Genomic DNA, 18391 nt, shown 5'->3' on the forward strand with positions numbered 1-18391 from the left:
TTGGGTGTGAAGTCCTTTTTATTGGAAAATGATTAATCATAATGGTTTTGTCACTATTTTGTCAAGCGAGATTTCCTTGAATTACGGTTGTATTTCGGCTATAGTCAAAAGAGTAAATTGAACATATTGGAGGACTTACTTAATGGCACATACATACGCAGTGGTTTTAGCTGCAGGTCAAGGTACACGTATGAAGTCCAAATTATATAAAGTTTTACACCCCGTTTGTGGCAAACCTATGGTTGAACATGTGGTTGATCATATTCAAGCAATTGGTGTAGAGCGTATTGTGACCATCGTAGGTCATGGTGCTGAAAAGGTAAAAGACCAGCTTGGGAGTCGTAGTGAATATGCGCTTCAAGAACAACAACTCGGAACGGCACACGCTGTATTACAGGCAAATGCAGCTTTAGGGAAGTTAGCTGGGACAACACTAGTTATTTGTGGAGACACCCCACTAATTCGACCAGAAACGATGAAAGCTTTACTTGCACATCATCAAGAAACTTCGGCTAAGGCGACGATTCTTACTGGAATTCCTGAAGATCCTACAGGTTACGGTCGCATTCTTCGTAATGCTGAAGGCCGTGTTGAACGCATTGTAGAGCAAAAAGATGCATCGGCTGACGAACAACAAGTGAAAGAGATTAACTCTGGCACATACTGCTTTGATAATGAAGCTTTATTTGCAGCGTTAAAGCTTGTGAAAAATGATAATTCACAAGGTGAATTCTATTTGCCAGATGTGATTGAAATCTTGAAATCTCAAGGTAATATTGTTTCTGCTTTCGCAACAGATGATTTTGAAGAAACGCTTGGTGTTAACGATCGTGTAGCACTTTCGCAAGCTGAAACGTTGATGCGTAAACGCATTATCGAAAAACATATGCGAAACGGTGTAACGATTATCAACCCAGCTAATACTTACATTAGCTCGGATGCAATTATTGGCTCTGATACGGTGTTGCAACCAGGTGTTATGATTGAAGGGGCTAGTGAAGTAGGCGAAGATTGTTTAATTGGCCCAAATAGCCAAATTACAAATAGTAAAATTGGCCATCGTACAACTGTACATTCATCTGTCGTTACTGAAAGTGTTATTGGCGAAGATACAGCGGTTGGTCCATTTGCTCATATTCGTCCAAATTCAGAAATTGGCAATGAAGCGAAAATCGGTAATTTTGTCGAAATTAAAAAAACAAAATTAGGTAACCAATCGAAAGTATCACATTTAAGCTATATTGGAGATGCTGATGTTGGGGAACGTGTAAATATTGGTTGTGGCACGATTACTGTGAATTATGATGGTAAAAATAAATTCTTAACGACGATAGAGGACGATTCCTTTGTCGGATGTAATTCAAACTTAGTCGCTCCTGTAAAGATTGGTCAAGGGGCGTATGTCGCAGCTGGATCGACCATTACCAAAGATGTACCTGCACAATCTTTATCGATTGCACGCGCTCGACAAGAGAACAAAGAGGGATACGCTCAAAAACTAAAATTAAAATAACAGGAGGAACATCATGTCTTACCAATATGCAGACACGAAATTAAAAATTTTCTCATTAAACTCAAACGAGTCTCTTGCTAGAGAAATAGCAGAAGAAGTGGGCCTTCCACTTGGTAAAATTTCTGTTAACCGTTTTAGCGATGGTGAAGTTCAAATTAACATTGAAGAAAGTATTCGTGGGTGTGATGTCTTCATCATTCAGTCAACTTCTTCTCCTGTAAACGAAAACTTAATGGAACTTTTAATTATGGTAGACGCTGTGAAACGTGCTTCTGCGCGCACAGTAAACGTTGTTCTTCCTTACTATGGTTATGCTCGTCAAGACCGTAAAGCACGCGCTCGTGAACCAATTACAGCGAAACTCGTGGCTAATTTACTAGAAACTGCTGGTGCAACGCGTGCCATCGTATTAGATTTACATGCTCCTCAAATTCAAGGGTTCTTTGATATTTTGATTGACCACTTAATCGCAGTGCCGATTTTGTCCGATTATTTCTTAGAGAAAAATATCGACCCTTCTGACATTGTGATTGTTTCACCTGATCATGGCGGAGTTACGCGTGCACGTAAAATGGCGGATCGATTAAAAGCACCTATTGCTATAATCGATAAGCGTCGTCCTCGTCCTAATGTGGCGGAAGTCATGAATATTGTTGGTAATGTAGATGGAAAAATATGTATTTTAATTGATGATATTATTGATACTGCAGGTACAATTACAATTGCAGCTAACGCTCTTGTAGAAAGTGGAGCAAAAGAAGTGTATGCTTGTTGTACACATCCGGTATTGTCAGGGCCGGCAATTGAACGTATCGACAACTCTGTTATTAAAGAATTAGTGATTACGAACTCGATTGAATTACCAGCAGAAAAAAGTTCTCCGAAGATTCTACAATTGTCAGTTGCTCATCTTTTAGCAGAAGCCATTGTACGTGTATTCGAAGAAAAATCAGTTAGTACGTTATTTGATTGATATTCCTAGGTTTTATTTACTAGGCAATTGGGTAAACATAGAAACAGAAAAGACTTACACAGGAGAGTGAATCTACATGTCAACAACAGTAAAAACACAAGTACGTGAAAAAGGTCAACATTCTAATTTAACTAAATTACGCGGTGAAGGTTTCGTACCTGCAGTCGTTTATGGTTATAAAACAGGTACATCTTCAATCGCAGTAAGCGAAAAAGATTTACTTAAAACATTACGTGAAGTTGGTCGTAACGGTGTTATGAAATTAGAACTTGAAGGAAAAAAACTTAATGTTGTATTAAGTGATTACCAAATGGACGTTTTAAAAGGCAGAGTTGTTCATGCAGACTTCTTAGCAATTAACATGTCTGATGAATTAGAAGTTAGCGTTACAGTTGTACCAACAGGAGATTCTGTAGGCGTAAGCGAAGGCGGAGTCTTGAATCAATCAAACCGTGAAGTAACGATTAAAGTAAAACCATCTGCAATCCCAGAAGTAATTGAAGTAGATGTTACTGAACTTGCTGTTGGTGATACATTAACAGTTGGCGATATTCGTGAAAAAACAGAGTTCCATATTTTGAACGAAGATGATTTCGCATTAGTATCAGTTTCTGCTCCACGTTCAGATGAAGAATTGGAAACTACAGCTGACGAACCAGCAGTAGCTGAAGATGAAAACGCTGAAGAAAACACTGAAAAAGCAACTGAAACAAAAGAATAAGATATTTTCAAAAAGGGATTGTCATTTGACAGTCCTTTTTTTTATGGAATCTATTCTTTGTGGTAAAATGAGAAGTATTCAGTAAGTAAAGGACGTATCGTTTATGAAAATGATAATCGGACTCGGGAATCCCGGGAAACCGTATGAACACACAAGACATAATATTGGGTTTGATGTAATAGATGAGTTATCAAAACGGTTCAATTCACCATTAAACCAAATGAAGTTTAAAGGGATGTACACAATTATTCATCGACCAGAAGGCAAGTTCTTGCTCGTAAAACCGCTCACATATATGAATTTGTCGGGTGAATGTATCGTGCCCATGATGAATTATTTCGATGTAGCGGAAGAGGATATCGTGGTCATTTATGATGATTTGGATCTGGCAGTTGGCAAATTAAGACTTCGTCAAAAAGGCAGTGCAGGTGGTCATAATGGGATCAAGTCCATGATTCAACACCTAGGGACACAGGAGTTTAATCGCATTCGTGTGGGAGTTGATCGTCCACCAGCTGGTATGAAAGTACCCGATTATGTATTGTCTAGGTTTAAATCTGACGAAAAACCTTTGATGAATGAGGCGATAACTAAAAGTGCTGATGCATGTGAAGTTTGGTTATCCTCCCCATTTCTAGAAGTAATGAACCGTTTTAATGGTGCATAAGGAATAATTTTAGTCCGTCCGGTCTATACTTTGAAAAAGGAGGCCGGTCCGTATTATGGCAATTCGTGTAAAGTGTCGGCATTGCAAGACAGACATGGGGCATCTATCAGGCCAATCAGCTCTGCAACATGGTCGAGTAAAGCAAATGAGAGAAGAATTTGCAGAAGAGTTTATTACAGAAGATGAAGAGGGAACACTAACAGTAACCAGTATTTGTGAGCATTGTGAAAAATCTTTACGGGACAATCCAAATTACTATGCTATACAAAAGTGGATACAATAAGAATTAGCTTTGGCGCGGGTTTCGCGCACAAAGCCTTTTTCTGTTTTTCTAGGGCATAGACTATAATTTATCGTGTCTAGCTCTGAAGCCTAGCTCGCACCTCCGCTTCAGAAACTCATTCGAAAACAGCTTTTCGAATGAGTTTCATCCGCCGTCGGAGTCAAGCTAGAGTAGGCTTCTGCACTTTTCTTACAAGGAGGTTCACATATGGAACCATTACATCAATTATTAATGAAAGATCATCATATAACGACGTTGCTTTCAGATATTCAAAAAGGTAACGACCAGCAACTCGTGACAGGCCTCGTTGGAGGAGCACGTCCACTTTTCATCCAGTCGATAGCAAAAGAGATGGAGAGACCAATTTTAATAGTTTCACCAAATTTGCTACAGGCTCAGCGACTATTTGAAGATATGGTTAAGCTACTGGGCGAAGATCAAGTGCGATTATATCCAGCCGATGAATTGATTGCAGCGGATTTGTCAGCATCAAGTCCTGAACTTCGAGCAGAGCGTATTGAGACGCTTGAATTTATGCATTCTCAGAAGCGTGGAGTCGTTATTACGCCAATTGCAGGGCTTCGTCGCCATATGCCAAACTTACAGCAATGGAGAGCGAGTCGTCTTGAAACGGCTCTCGGAGAACAAGTAGTGATGGACGACTGGCTCGATCAATTGGTAGCAATGGGCTACTCTAGGCAAGCGATGGTTACTGCACCTGGAGAGTTTGCATTACGTGGAGGTATTCTAGATATTTACCCCATCTATTTGCAACATCCAGTGCGACTTGAATTTTTCGATACAGAGGTCGATTCTATTCGTACCTTTTCCGCGGAAGATCAACGTTCGATTGAAAAGCTAAAAGAAGTCTGTATCCTTCCAGCAACAGAATTTGTGTGGACGCGACACCAACTTCTCATTCTTGCTGAAAAATTAGAAGATTCATTGGCTGCTAGTTTGAAGAAATTGAAGAAGCCCGAAACAAAGGAACTGCTGCTGCAACATATCAATCATGACATCGAACTGTTGAAGCAAGGTGATGTACCTGAACAAATGACCAAGTATATCTCCATACTAGAAGATCACCCTACTTTCTTAGGCGATTATTTCGCGCAAGATGGTTTGGTGTTATTTGACGAGCTTGGACGAATCCAAGAAACAACGGATTCACTAGAACGCGAAGAAAAAGATTGGTATATTTCTTTACTTGAAGAAGGAAAAACCGTTCATGATGTGAAATTGTCATTTAGTTTTAAAGAAATAATGGGCATGTTAAATCAGCGGAAAGTGTATTTATCTTTGTTTGCACGTACATTCTCCGGCCTTAAAATAAAGAAATCAATCGCGTTTTCATGTAAACAGATGCAACATTTTCACGGGCAAATGAACCTGTTGAAAAGTGAAATGGAACGTTTTGTTTCGGGTAAATTTTTTGTCTTTATCTTGGCTGATGGAAAAGAACGACAGAAAAAAGTGAAAGATGTTCTCGAAGATTACGGTATGACCAGTCATGTTTTAGTGGAACAGGATGCACCTGAACTCCCTGGTATTTATATCGTAGAAGGTGACATGTCGAGTGGTTTTGAATTGCCTCTTCAGCGCTTAGCGGTTCTGACGGATGAAGAACTATTTAAACAACGTCCGAAAAAGAAAGCACGTCCACAAAAAATGACGAATGCTGAGCGTATTAAAAGTTATTCTGAAATCAAACCTGGCGATCATATCGTTCATATACATCATGGTATTGGGAAGTATATTGGTATTGAGACGCTTGAAATCAACGGGATTCATAAAGACTACTTACACATTCGCTACCGTGCAGAAGATAAATTATTTGTCCCAGTTGATCAAATTGACCAAATTCAAAAATACGTCGCGTCTGAAGAAAAAGAGCCAAAGCTACATAAACTAGGCGGCGCCGAGTGGAAGAAAACAAAAATTAAAGTAACAGCTGCGGTGCAAGATATTGCAGACGATTTAATTAAACTGTATGCAAAACGCGAGTCTGAAAAAGGGCATGCTTTTGAGCCGGACCAAGATATGCAACAAGCATTTGAATCAGCCTTTGCATATGAAGAAACAGATGATCAATTGCGTTCAATTGAAGAAGTTAAGCGTGATATGGAAAAAGAACGACCAATGGATCGCTTGATTTGTGGGGACGTTGGGTACGGTAAGACGGAAGTGGCAATTCGAGCTGCCTTTAAAGCTGTGCAAGAGAGTAAACAAGTAGCTTTCCTGGTACCAACGACCATTTTAGCGCAACAACATTACGAAACCATGAAAGAACGATTTGCTGATTTTCCAGTCGAAGTCGGCTTGCTAAGTCGTTTCCGTTCAAAAAAAGAGCAAACTGAAACAACTAAAGGATTAAAAGCAGGCGTAATTGATGTCGTCGTTGGGACACATCGTTTATTATCAAAAGACATTGTCTATCATGATTTAGGATTACTTATTGTCGATGAAGAACAGCGATTTGGTGTAACACATAAAGAGAAAATTAAACAGTTAAAAACGAATGTCGATGTCTTAACATTGACTGCTACTCCTATTCCGAGAACTCTTCATATGTCGATGATCGGAGTTCGTGATTTATCTATTATTGAAACGCCTCCAGCCAATCGTTTTCCGGTTCAAACATATGTCATGGAACAAAATCCATCTCTAGTCCGAGAAGCAATTGAACGTGAAATGGCTCGGGGAGGACAATCATTTTATTTGTATAACCGAGTAGAAGATATGGCACGGAAAGTGGATGAAATTCAAATGCTTGTTCCTGAAGCGCGTGTAGGTTTTGCGCACGGGCAAATGGCGGAACGAGAGCTGGAATCCGTCATTCTGTCATTTTTAGAAGGGGACTATGATGTACTCGTAACTACGACCATTATCGAAACTGGGATTGATATTCCTAATGTGAATACGCTAATTGTTCAAAATGCAGATCGTATGGGGCTGTCACAATTGTATCAATTAAGAGGACGTGTAGGTCGGTCAAACCGCGTGGCTTATGCGTACTTCATGTATCAACGTGACAAAGTGTTAACGGACGTTGCTGAGAAACGATTGCAAGCCATTAAAGAATTTACAGAACTGGGTTCAGGATTTAAAATTGCCATGCGCGATTTATCAATCCGTGGAGCAGGAAACTTACTAGGCTCACAACAACATGGCTTTATCGATTCAGTCGGCTTTGACTTGTATGCTCAAATGTTACAAGAAGCGATTGATGAAAGACAAAGTGGCATCAAAAAAGATGAAATCTTCGAAGTCGAAATTTCGATACCGTATGACGCGTATTTGCCAGATGCTTACATTCCAGATGGATTCCAAAAAATTCAGATGTATAAACGAATTAAAGCAGTGGAGAATGAGAAAGATTACGAAGATTTAGTGGATGAATTAATTGACCGTTTTGGGAATATGCCAATTGAGGCAGAACGGTTAATGCGAATTTCTCGAATGAAAGTTTGGGCAAAATTAGCGAGCGTTGAATCCATTAAAGAACAACATAAACAATTGATTGTGAAATTTTCGAAAAACGGCACACAAACAACCAACGGTGCCGTGTTAGTGGAGTCGTCCATGGTTTACGGGCGAGCAGTAGGTTTCCAGATGAATGCCAATCAACAATTGCTGTTATCTATTGATGAAAAGAAAACAGGTACACATCATCCGTTTGATGTTTTAGAAGCTATGATGAAGGTTTTACCTGATGCGCAAAAAGAAGTTGATTCCTTTATTGGTGAGCAATGACGAACCTGCATAATTTGTCCAATCTTGATGCATACTAAGTTTGAAATCAAAGAAATTTGAATTCTGTCGAAAGTGAGGCAACAAGGATGAAAGCAACAGGTATCGTCAGACGAATTGATGACCTCGGCCGTGTCGTCATTCCAAAAGAAATAAGAAGAACACTTCGCATCCGCGAAGGGGACCCGCTAGAAATTTTTACGGACCGAGATGGCGAAGTCATTTTAAAAAAGTACTCCCCAATTAATGAACTTGGTAGTTTTGCGCAAGAGTATGCAGAAACACTGTATGCGACACTGGGCACACCCGCTTTTATCAGCGACCGAGATGAAATGATCGCAGTAGCAGGCGTATCAAAAAAAGATTATATTAATCGTCGATTATCCTCTCAAGCAGAAGAAATTTTGCAAACGCGATCGATTATTTCGGAAAAAATGGAAAAATCGGTTGAATGGGTTCCAGGTCAAGTTGAGCAAGTGAAATCGTATTGTGTCGCGCCAATTATTGTTGATGGCAACCCAATCGGAGCTGTTTACTTGATTTCAAAAGTTCATTTCATCGGAGAAACAGAAACAAAAGCAGTAGAAACAGCAGCCCACTTTTTAGCCAAACAAATGGAACACTGAAAAGCGAAGAAGGCCACGCTAGACCGACTCCGACGTTGGAGGAACCGAATCGAAACTCGTTTTCGAGTGAGGTTGTGAAACGGAGGTGCGGTCTGGCCTTCGAAGCTAGACACTGAAAAGTGCAGTACGCCGTTTAGACCGACACCGGTGCTGGAAGGAAGAAAGGTGGAAATCCGCCTTTCTGACCCTAAAAGGTCCACGAGGTCTGGCGTAAGGAACTAGATATAGCAGAGAAGCGTCTTCTTATTCACATAAGAAGACGTTTTTTTCGTGTTATAATGGAAATCATAAAAAGTGGATACGTCCGCGCTAGCTATGGATTGATTGGAATGAGGAACAAACTATGACCAATGATTGGACGATGCAAAAATTTATGAAAGGTGCTGTATTATTGACGATCGCCGCCTTAATCGTCAAAGCCTTAAGTGCAGTGTATCGTATTCCTTTTCAAAATATCGTAGGAGATCAAGGGTTTTACATATATCAGCAAGTATACCCATTTATTGGGGTTCTGACCGTTTGGACCTCATATGGATTTGCGGTCGCTATTTCAAAACTCTTAGCAGATGCACATGAGCAGTCACACCCAAATCAACGCTCGACCATCTTACGTATTGCATTTATCTATTTAAGTATTATCTCGATTATCAGTTTTGCGTTGTTGTTTACAGGAGCGGATGTATTAGCACAATGGATGGGTGATGAAGAACTTGCTCAACTTCTCCGCACCGGCTCGTTTGTGGTGTTATTAATGCCTATGCTTGCGCTACTAAAAGGTTCATTTCAATCAGAGGGACGAATGGAACCCGTTGCATATGGACAAGTTGTTGAACAGATGGTGCGTGTAACCGTTATTTTAGTAGGTACATATTTTGTCGTGAAGACAGGCGCATCTTTATATACGGCAGGGAGTGCGGCATTATTGGGTGCCATCGTTGGCGAAATCGCTGGTATTGTATTGCTTCTTCTCTTTGTACGAAAACAATTTTCAATTGAATTATTGAAGAAAGGACCAAACACAGTTGCGGTTGGTCCAATTATTAAGGATTTGACCATCATTAGCTTAAGTGTCAGTATGAGTTCTCTTATCTTGTTATTTTTCCAACTGGTCGACTCTTTTACCGTTTTTAGTAGTTTAACTGAAACGGGAATGAATCGGCTAACCGCAATGGAAACGAAAGGCACCTATGACCGAGGATTACCCCTTGTTCAAATGGGGATTCTAATCGCTTCTACATTGTCCCTTTCTATCGTCCCGTTAATTGCACATACTACGAAAAAAAAGACCGGTAGAAATGCTGTCCCTTACGCACAATTAACGTTTCGGATTGCCCTTTTATTTGGAACTGCAGCGACGCTAGGTTTGATTTTAGTATTGCCGCCAGTTAATGAAATGTTGTTTGAAACAAGAGATTTATCGGCAACTTTAATGGTTTTTTGTATCCAAATCTTTTGGCTATCGTTAATTTTAACTATGACGTCTGTGCTGCAAGGGTTAGGAAAAGTGATTCTTCCGGCCATCTTGCTAATCACTGGACTTATTCTTAAATGGCTATGCAATGCTTGGTTACTTCCTAAGTATGGAATAATGGGAGCAGCGATAGCTAGTAATGTTGGATTTGCCTTTATCACCATAAGTTTATACCTGTATTTATATTCAATTTGGAAGATTCGTTTTGCGACAGTCAGATTTTATGGCCATTTAGTGGTAGCATCGCTACTAATGATTGTTACCGTGCTGACGTGGGGCATTGTCGCAGACAGTTGGGTATTTGATGGACTGTCAAGCCGCTTAAGCGCCATGTTTACAGCTCTCACTAGTGTAGGTTTAGGTGCGACTGTCTTTTTACTTTATATAGCAAAGAGTCGAATTATTGCAGAAAAAGAATGGTTTTTATTGCCACTAGGGCGAAGAATGGCCATGATTCAATTATGGCTACATATTGAAGAGAGAAAGGGGTGACGCTTGTGAATACGATTACAGTGCTAGGATTAGGAGCGGGAGATTTAGAGCAGTTACCGCTAGGTGTATACAAAAAATTAGTGAAAGCACAACGCCTTTATGTGCGGACAGCTGAACATCCGGTGTTACAAGAATTAGTGAATGAAGGAATTTCATTTGAAAGTTTTGATGCAATATATGAAAAACACGATGCCTTTGAAGCGGTTTATAAAGAAATTGTTGAAACATTAATCACATTAGCACAATCAGATTCTATATTTTATGCAGTTCCAGGTCATCCTTTAGTTGCGGAACAAACTGTTCAGTGGTTAGTACAAGCAGAAAAAGAGGGACGCATTCAACTTGAAATTATTGGTGGGCAAAGCTTTTTAGATCCAATTTTTAATGCATTACGTATTGATCCAATTGAAGGTTTTCAATTGCTTGATGGGACGATGTTCAAAAGAGATGATGTTCAGATGTCTCAACACGTCTTAATTGCCCAAGTATATGATGGCTACAGTGCGTCGGATGTGAAGTTAACGTTAATGGAGAAGTATCCAGCAGATTATCCAGTAACCATAGTCACTGCTGCTGGTTCGGCCGAGGAGGTATTGAGAGTTGTCCCTCTATTCGAACTCGACCGTGCTGCGGAACTAAACAATTTGACGACGATTTATGTGCCGCCGACAAGTAAGCGGGAAGATCGATTAAAAGAATGGTCAACATTCAGAGAGATTATTGCTATGCTTCGTGCACCTGAAGGGTGTCCGTGGGATCGTGAACAAACACATGAGACCTTAAAAAAATACTTAATAGAAGAAGTGCATGAATTTTTACAAGCTGTAAACGATCAAGATGATGAAGGTATGATTGAAGAACTCGGGGACGTTTTACTTCAAGTGTTCTTACATGCTCAAATCGGAGAAGATGATGGATACTTTAGTTTAGAAGATGTGCTAGAAAGCGTTTCTTCTAAAATGATTCACAGACATCCACATGTCTTTGGTGACGTGAAAGTTGAAAGTTCAGATGATGTATTGCGCAATTGGCAGCAATTGAAATCTGCTGAAAAAGGCAATCAAAACAAACGCATTCTAGATGGACAAGAACGCTCAGAGTCATCGCTTTTGACATCATATAACTTCCAAAAAGAGGCAGCTAAAGTTGGTTTTGACTGGCCGAATGCGGAAGGTGCATGGTTGAAATTTGAAGAAGAGTGGCAAGAATTTAAACAAGAAATTAGTGAAGGCACTACAGAATCACAGCTTGATGAACTAGGCGATGTGCTATTTACAATTGTCAATGTAGCTCGTTTTTATGGTCTATCGCCAGAAGAAGCCATGATACATGCAAATAGAAAATTTAAAAACCGCTTTCACTTTGTTGAAGATAGTGTAGTACAAGGCAAGGGTGAGTTTAGTGGCTATACACTAGAGGAACTCGAAGCATTTTGGCAACAAGCCAAACAATTAAAAGGGGATGAATGACATGAGATTAGATAAATTTTTAAAAGTTTCACGTTTAATTAAACGACGTACACTCGCAAAAGAAGTAGCAGATCAAGGTCGTATTACGGTCAATGGCAAAGTAAGTAAAGCCAGTTCGGTCATTAAAGTAGGCGACGAATTAGCTATTCGTTTCGGTCAAAAGGTTGTAACAGCACGTATCGAGATGCTAAAAGAGGCTGTAAAAAAAGAAGAGTCAACGTTGATGTATACCATTTTAAAAGAAGAGAGACTTGAAAAGGTTGATCCTGAGTTTGTTGATGATGAAGATTAATTAATTGATGGGCATGGCCAAAAAATGGTCATGCTTTTTTGTTTGGCTGCATATAGTTAATGGACTGGACAAGTAAAGGAGGAATTTTATGCAATATCAAGCCGAACATGCATCCATCACGATTCCATCAGGAGATCACGTAGTTAGTTTACGAAATCGTAAGCGTATGGACTTAACATCTGTCAAATCCATTGAGCGTTTTGACGCAGAAGAGTTTGTAGTAAGAACTTCACAAGGACATTTAAATATTAAAGGTGAAGAGTTACGCATTGTTCATTTAGATGTGGACAAAGGGTTACTGACACTCGAAGGTCTTGTACGAACATTCCAATACGATGATGAAGATCGTGAACCTAGCCGTAATTTCCTGCATAAATTGTTTGGATGACGATTTCATATCAATTCTTAAGTCTGTTGGCCATGATTTTAAGTGGCGTGGCCACAGGTTTTCTAGTTGAAAGTTTTCGCGACAGTTGCCAAGCTCTCCGTCCAGGTGCATTACTCAGGCGTTACCAAAGGTTTTTTGAAATTTTTTTATGGGTAGGACTCGGAATCGCGAGTTTTTACTTATTATTTCATATAAGAGATGGAACTTGGAGAATATATGACCCGTGTGCTCAAATTATAGGAATCATTAGTTATGAATTGTGGTTTCGCAAGCCAATGCTCTTAGGGAGACATGTATTTATGCGATTAATCGCTCAGCCCATATGGTGGATTCTACATGTAATTGTGACAATTATTCGTACTATTTTGCGCATCATTATTAAAATATGTATGACTATACTATGGCCATTAATAAAAGTATTTGAAAAAATAATTGAAAAAATACCCCGAAGGTCCCTTCAAAAAAAGTAATTTATCAGTTATAATAGCAACTACTAATTAGTTGACAAATTATGGCTGGGAGTGAACAACATGGGTGTGAATAACCGTAAAAATGAAGAAAATCGTAATGTTTCATCCATTAATAAGGATTATGTCCGCTCGGTAGAACGCCAAGAGAAGCGTGAAAAAGCACATAAAATTCGTTTGTTTAGACGATTGAGTGCTTTTGCTGTCATCGTAGTCCTGGTTATGGGTTGGCTAACTCTTACAATGTTTGATAAATCACAAGCACTAGCTGCTAAAGAAAGCAAAAAGTCAGAAGTTCTTCAATCGCTAGAACAAGTTCAAGATGAACAAGACATGTTGAAATCTCAAATTTTAAAATTAAATGATGATGACTATATTGCGAAGCTTGCAAGAAAAGAATACTTCCTTTCAGATGATAACGAAATAATTTTTGCTATCCCTGAAAATGAAGGAAATGACGACAAAAACATTGATTCAAAAGAGTAGTCTTATTGACACTCTTTTTTTGTTGGCTATAATTAAGAGTGGAGATCTTTATTTTCGGATCCGATTTTACTATTACAAGGCTTCTAAAGGAGCCGGCTTAATTTCTAAGGAGGAGCATTTTTTTTATGTCAATTGAAGTAGGCAGCAAGGTACAAGGTAAAGTAACAGGAATCACAAATTTCGGCGCATTCGTAGAACTACCAGGTGGCTCAACGGGTCTTGTTCATATCAGTGAAGTCGCTGACAACTATGTAAAAGATATCAACGAGCATTTGAAAGTCGGCGATATGGTTGAAGTTAAAGTGATGAATGTGGAAGCTGACGGCAAAATCGGCTTATCTATTCGTAAAGCCAAGCCACAAGCTGAGCGACCAGAACGTCCTCAACGTCCACGCCCGAATAGTCGTCCAAACGATCGAGATCGTCCGTTTAAAGAGAATTTTGAACAAAAAATGGCACGTTTCTTAAAAGACAGTGAAGAACGTTTGACCACTTTAAAACGTGCCACTGAAACGAAACGTGGCGGTCGCGGCGCGAAACGAGGATAATTGCTGGCTGTTTTGATCGTAGAAAAAGTGTTTTTACAACATCCCTGCTGATATGCAGGGATGTTTTTTTGTTGTTATAAGAAATTTCATTTTTATTTGAACTACTTTCATCGTCCACTCAACTTGGCTTATCGTCCATTCAACTTGAGTTTCCGTCCACTCAATTGAGGTTATCGTCCATTTAATTTGATTATCGTCCACTCGCGTAACGTAATCGTCCATTCGCTTGCAGAAGGACACCATTCTTCCCCAGATGGACAGCGGTCTCTATGAGTGACTTAGTTATTTTAACAAGATAAGAAAGTGTATAATTTTAGTTCCATAAATCCAGTGTTTCAGGGACAAAAGATTGATTCATTAATAGTGTTGATTTCCGTTTCAAGCGGACGCTTTCCGAGGGGCGGGCGGTGAGCCTCCTCGGTCGCTTCGCGATCTGCGGGGTCTCACCTGTCCCGCTGATCCCGCCGGAGTCGCCGCCTTCCACTACAATCAATGAAGTGAGTAGTAAACAGCAAGAAAATCTATCAATAGCTTATTGCTAAGACACGAATAAATGATTCTAAGTTAAGCTAGAGATAGAACCAACCTATAATCCAAGTTGCCATCAACAGGCTACTATGGTTACTCTTATTAAAAGGATAGGGCGCACTTTTTGCCCGGTTTTTCTTAGTAGTCTCAGCATGATAATTTCATTTCTGGATAAAGGAAATCTGTCATATGCGAAGCGTACGGAAGACCGAAAAATCTCAACGCTCATTAAAATAAAGAATAATAAACTTTTTGCAATGGCTGGTCTAAGGTTATCTTGGAAGTCACCGAACTGGGAGCTTGGTCCGTTGTGGAATAAAGGGATTGATAGCTGTAGTAGCGAAAAATAACAGAAAGGGGTGTGGGTTATGAGTAAACAACAAATTTTAAGAACACATAAAAATTATCAAATGTGGTTGGATTCTTTAAAAGAACTAACACCTGAACAAGCAATGAGTCCATACATGCCAGGAAAATGGTCACCAAATGAGATTATTATGCATTTGGCGGAATGGGATCGCTTCACTACGGAAGAGAGACTTCCTGAAATGAAAGAAGGGGGTAAACTTGAAAGTTTTCCAGCATTCGAAGAGTTTAATGCAAAAGCTGCAGCACGTGCTGCTGAACAAACATTTGAAGAAACCATTGCTTATGCGAAAAGTGAACGTCAGCGTATTACGCAAAAACTTCAAGAAGTAGATGAAAGTGAATGGGACAAAGAATTTCAAATTGGTCATCACACTTTGTCGATTACGAGCTATTTCACTGATTTTTGGGAGCATGATGAACATCACAAACGACAAATTGAGCGTGTAAGAAGTAGATAAACGAAGATTTTGTAGGTATGCAAATAAAAAAACTCACAAGAGAATATTCTCTTGTGAGTTTTTTTGGATGACCCCTACGGGATTCGAACCCGTGTTACCGCCGTGAAAGGGCGGTGTCTTAACCGCTTGACCAAGGGGCCGAGGAAAAGCGTTTTGCCGCACTTTTCAATGCGCATATGCGCTTTTCTGTAATGGCGGCCGAGGGGATCGAACCCCCGACCTCACGGGTATGAACCGTACGCTCTAGCCAGCTGAGCTAGGCCGCCGTCTTTAAAGAACATTTATAATAATACAAGTGAACATGTGGTAGTGTCAAGCGGTCTTTTAAAAGTTTATCCCGTATCTTCTGATATTTCGTCGAAATGTTTTTGTTCCGCACTGTCAAGAATTGACAAACTTTAAACAACCCTTCTCCTATAATGAAAATTATCGTAAGGGAAGGGATTGGTTTCATGAAGTCACTAACAACTGATGGTATGAAGAAAATACCCGTTTGGAGCAGGTGGATGCTCTTAGTAAAAAAGAAAAAGTTAAAAATCATGCTATCTGCCTTAATCTTATTCTTTGCATTCTTCTTATCAAAAGCGGTGTTATTTGAAGCAGCCGTGCCATTCTTTTTACCTGTTTGGGCCATCGTGGCCAGAAGGTATCCACGTTATCTACCGTTTGTTTGGATTGGGGGGATCAGTGGGAGCTTAACGCTCGGAATAGGTCAGGCAGTTCTCCATGTATTGCAAATAGGTGGCTATCAAGCAGTAAGCCAAGTTCTAAAAAATAAAAAGTTCATACCATTTCAAGTTGCTATGGTGATCTTGCTTGTCCAGTTTGGCTGGCAGTGGGTATCATACGGCGGAGACATACCATTGTCGGTGTCTTTACTCGTTATGTATGAAAGCATCTTATCAGCGATTATGACGGTCTTTTTATTCCAATTATTTGTTCCCATGCACGCTTTAACGACAGCGAAATGGACGTTTGAACGAATAGGTGCAGCGGTTATGGTGAGTGCTTTGATGTTAACTGGGATGGGAGGGTTGTTATTTGGTCTCATTTCAGTACCTCTTGTGCTAGTCCATATTGTACTATTTGGAGCGGTGAGTGTAGGTGGAGTTTTCGTGGGAACAGCTGTTGCTACGATTATGGGAACTATTCTTAGTTTATCCCAACTATCGTTTAGCGGCATGATTGCGGTTTATGCCTTATCGGGTTTATGTGCCGGGCTGTTTCAAAATAAAAACCGATTATGGATTGCTAGCGGTTCTTTCGGAGCTGCGTTATTCTTCACTGTATACGACACAACCTTACCGCTTGATAAAGTTTATTTTGCTTCACTCGCTTGTGCGAGCATGATTTATTTTATATTACCAACTACTTGGATAAACTATGCTCAGAATCAGTTTTTCCCAAAACCATCATCAGTTCTTTTTAAAAGACAACAATGGCTAACAGATAAAGTGAATACACAATTATTCGACTTCCAACAGTTTGTTGAATTTATTACTCAACTTGTAAACGATCGCTTTCCTACACATAAAGAAACTGCTTCAACTAGCCAATCACCCGATTATTCTGTATGTGGAACTTGCTTTAGGCAAGATAAGTGCTGGGGTGCTGCAGGTAAAGGGATGTATCCAGTGGTTGAAGAATGGAAAGAAATGAGAGCCCATACGAAGTCAGGGGTTCGTTATCGCTTAAATGATCGGATTCAAGAAAAATGTGTGCGTTCGAACGGCTTGGTTGATGCACTTGAAGAAGAGTACGCAAACAACAAACTCGCTGGACATTATGCTCATGGGAAAAAGATGCTTGCCTACCAATTGCGTGACATGAGTCAACATGTCAGTGATCTTATGGCGGATCTTCAGATGAATGAAGCAAATCATGAATCGGAAGAAGAGAAAATTTCAAGACGTTTAGATGATGCCAAAATTGCGCATTTTCAAATTGATATGCTTTCCGAAGAACAAGGAGCAAGAAAAATTGTTTGTTGTTTACCAATCAAACAAGCAGAGTGGGAAACGAATCAAATGATAGGTGAGCGACTTATCATGCCGATTCTCCATGAATTATATGATGAACCATTTGAAATTAGTCGTACTTCTGAAATTCAGGATCCATTTCCACATCTTCAAATCACTTTTCAATCGGCTGTTAGATTTTCGTATGATTATGGGGTATTTACGAGATCGTACCAGAATACGGTATATTCAGGGGATGCCCATAGTGTCATTCCGTTGCATAGTGGACTCGTTGCATTCGTATTATCAGATGGTATGGGTCAAAACATGGAAGCGTATCATGAAAGTAGAAAAGTCATTCGCTTATTACGAGAATGTTTGCAACATCAAATGAATCCGGAAACAGCGATGCATACGCTACATTACGTCATGTCTCTCAAACACCATTCAGATTTATATGCAACAGTGGATTTAGCGCTACTTGATTTACAGCAAGGTAAACTATGGTCATTTAAAGCAGGAAGCATGTCAACGTATTTACTCAGAGGAAAAGATTGTGTGAAAATCGATAGTCAAAGTGTGCCAATTGGGTTCTTGCCAACCATGTCAGTGGACGCAGAAGAACGTATTGTAAAAGACGGAGATATTTTAGTTATGTTGTCAGACGGAATGTTTTCACCAGACTACTCATTAGAGGAACAAGAAAACGAACTGATTCGTTTAATGAGAAAGTATGAATCGACACCAACTAGTTCACTCGCCGATGTATTGGCTGCTGAATTTAACAATAAATACCCAGCTGCTGAAGATGATCGAACGTTATTTGTGGTCAAAGTAAAGCACGCTGTCCCAGAATGGTCACTCTTTTCACCATCTAATCGAAATATTTCCCGGGAAAGAATGATAAAATAGAATCAAAGCTAGGAGGTGAC

Annotated in this window: 17 protein-coding genes and 2 tRNA genes; 17 read left to right on the forward strand and 2 right to left on the reverse strand. The window is 39.8% G+C overall.

What is annotated here, in order from left to right:
* Window positions 1-142: 142 nt before the first annotated feature.
* The 16 genes from glmU (at window position 143) to ACFPYN_RS09205 (ending at window position 15501) form a co-directional block, all read left to right on the forward strand.
* Entirely contained in the window at window positions 143-1513 is a 1371-nt protein-coding gene (glmU, locus tag ACFPYN_RS09130; RefSeq protein ID WP_377733704.1) for a bifunctional UDP-N-acetylglucosamine diphosphorylase/glucosamine-1-phosphate N-acetyltransferase GlmU, read from the forward strand.
* 13 nt (window positions 1514-1526) lie between these two features.
* Window positions 1527-2486: a ribose-phosphate diphosphokinase gene (locus ACFPYN_RS09135; protein WP_377733706.1), complete on the forward strand. Its 960-nt coding sequence runs from the start codon at window positions 1527-1529 to the stop codon at window positions 2484-2486.
* 76 nt (window positions 2487-2562) lie between these two features.
* Complete coding sequence (locus ACFPYN_RS09140) at window positions 2563-3207, forward strand: 50S ribosomal protein L25/general stress protein Ctc (RefSeq protein ID WP_377733707.1); 645 nt, start codon at window positions 2563-2565, stop codon at window positions 3205-3207.
* 103 nt (window positions 3208-3310) lie between these two features.
* Complete coding sequence (gene pth / locus ACFPYN_RS09145; protein WP_377733708.1) at window positions 3311-3874, forward strand: aminoacyl-tRNA hydrolase; 564 nt, start codon at window positions 3311-3313, stop codon at window positions 3872-3874.
* A gap of 55 nt (window positions 3875-3929) precedes the next feature.
* Complete coding sequence (locus ACFPYN_RS09150; protein WP_377733709.1) at window positions 3930-4157, forward strand: anti-sigma-F factor Fin; 228 nt, start codon at window positions 3930-3932, stop codon at window positions 4155-4157.
* A gap of 207 nt (window positions 4158-4364) precedes the next feature.
* Window positions 4365-7910 (forward strand): transcription-repair coupling factor, encoded by a 3546-nt coding sequence (gene mfd / locus ACFPYN_RS09155; protein ID WP_377733710.1) that lies wholly within the window; start codon window positions 4365-4367, stop codon window positions 7908-7910.
* 86 nt (window positions 7911-7996) lie between these two features.
* Window positions 7997-8533, forward strand: a complete 537-nt coding sequence (gene spoVT, locus ACFPYN_RS09160) for a stage V sporulation protein T (RefSeq protein WP_377733711.1) — start codon at window positions 7997-7999, stop codon at window positions 8531-8533.
* A gap of 343 nt (window positions 8534-8876) precedes the next feature.
* A complete protein-coding gene (locus ACFPYN_RS09165) occupies window positions 8877-10496 on the forward strand; it encodes a putative polysaccharide biosynthesis protein (protein WP_377733712.1) in 1620 nt (539 codons plus the stop codon).
* Window positions 10497-10501: 5 nt separating this feature from the next.
* Entirely contained in the window at window positions 10502-11965 is a 1464-nt protein-coding gene (locus ACFPYN_RS09170) for a bifunctional methyltransferase/pyrophosphohydrolase YabN (protein WP_377733713.1), read from the forward strand.
* Between the two features lies 1 nt (window position 11966).
* Window positions 11967-12257: an RNA-binding S4 domain-containing protein gene (locus ACFPYN_RS09175; protein WP_377733714.1), complete on the forward strand. Its 291-nt coding sequence runs from the start codon at window positions 11967-11969 to the stop codon at window positions 12255-12257.
* Between the two features lie 88 nt (window positions 12258-12345).
* Complete coding sequence (yabP, locus tag ACFPYN_RS09180; protein ID WP_024536349.1) at window positions 12346-12645, forward strand: sporulation protein YabP; 300 nt, start codon at window positions 12346-12348, stop codon at window positions 12643-12645.
* Complete coding sequence (yabQ, locus tag ACFPYN_RS09185) at window positions 12642-13115, forward strand: spore cortex biosynthesis protein YabQ (protein ID WP_377733715.1); 474 nt, start codon at window positions 12642-12644, stop codon at window positions 13113-13115. Before yabP ends, yabQ begins: the two co-directional genes overlap by 4 nt.
* Window positions 13116-13175: 60 nt before the next feature.
* On the forward strand, window positions 13176-13598 hold the full coding sequence (locus ACFPYN_RS09190) for an FtsB family cell division protein (protein ID WP_377733716.1): 423 nt from the start codon (window positions 13176-13178) through the stop codon (window positions 13596-13598).
* 125 nt (window positions 13599-13723) lie between these two features.
* Window positions 13724-14146, forward strand: coding sequence for a S1 domain-containing RNA-binding protein (locus tag ACFPYN_RS09195; RefSeq protein ID WP_017382038.1), 423 nt, complete (start codon window positions 13724-13726; stop codon window positions 14144-14146).
* 680 nt (window positions 14147-14826) lie between these two features.
* Window positions 14827-15024, forward strand: a complete 198-nt coding sequence (locus tag ACFPYN_RS09200; protein WP_377733718.1) for a hypothetical protein — start codon at window positions 14827-14829, stop codon at window positions 15022-15024.
* 18 nt (window positions 15025-15042) lie between these two features.
* Window positions 15043-15501 (forward strand): DinB family protein, encoded by a 459-nt coding sequence (locus ACFPYN_RS09205; RefSeq protein WP_377733720.1) that lies wholly within the window; start codon window positions 15043-15045, stop codon window positions 15499-15501.
* Between the two features lie 68 nt (window positions 15502-15569).
* Here ACFPYN_RS09205 and ACFPYN_RS09210 read toward each other — a convergent pair.
* Together ACFPYN_RS09210 and ACFPYN_RS09215 are read right to left on the reverse strand one after the other, a co-directional pair.
* Window positions 15570-15641 (reverse strand) — tRNA-Glu (locus ACFPYN_RS09210).
* A gap of 52 nt (window positions 15642-15693) precedes the next feature.
* Window positions 15694-15767: transfer RNA gene (locus tag ACFPYN_RS09215), tRNA-Met, on the reverse strand.
* Between the two features lie 186 nt (window positions 15768-15953).
* Between ACFPYN_RS09215 and ACFPYN_RS09220 the strand changes: the two genes are divergently transcribed.
* Window positions 15954-18371 (forward strand): SpoIIE family protein phosphatase, encoded by a 2418-nt coding sequence (locus tag ACFPYN_RS09220; RefSeq protein ID WP_377733721.1) that lies wholly within the window; start codon window positions 15954-15956, stop codon window positions 18369-18371.
* Window positions 18372-18391 lie beyond the last annotated feature (20 nt).

The sequence above is a fragment of the Paenisporosarcina macmurdoensis genome, assembly GCF_042658845.1.
In the GTDB taxonomy this organism is placed as follows: Bacteria; Bacillota; Bacilli; order Bacillales_A; family Planococcaceae; genus Paenisporosarcina; species Paenisporosarcina macmurdoensis.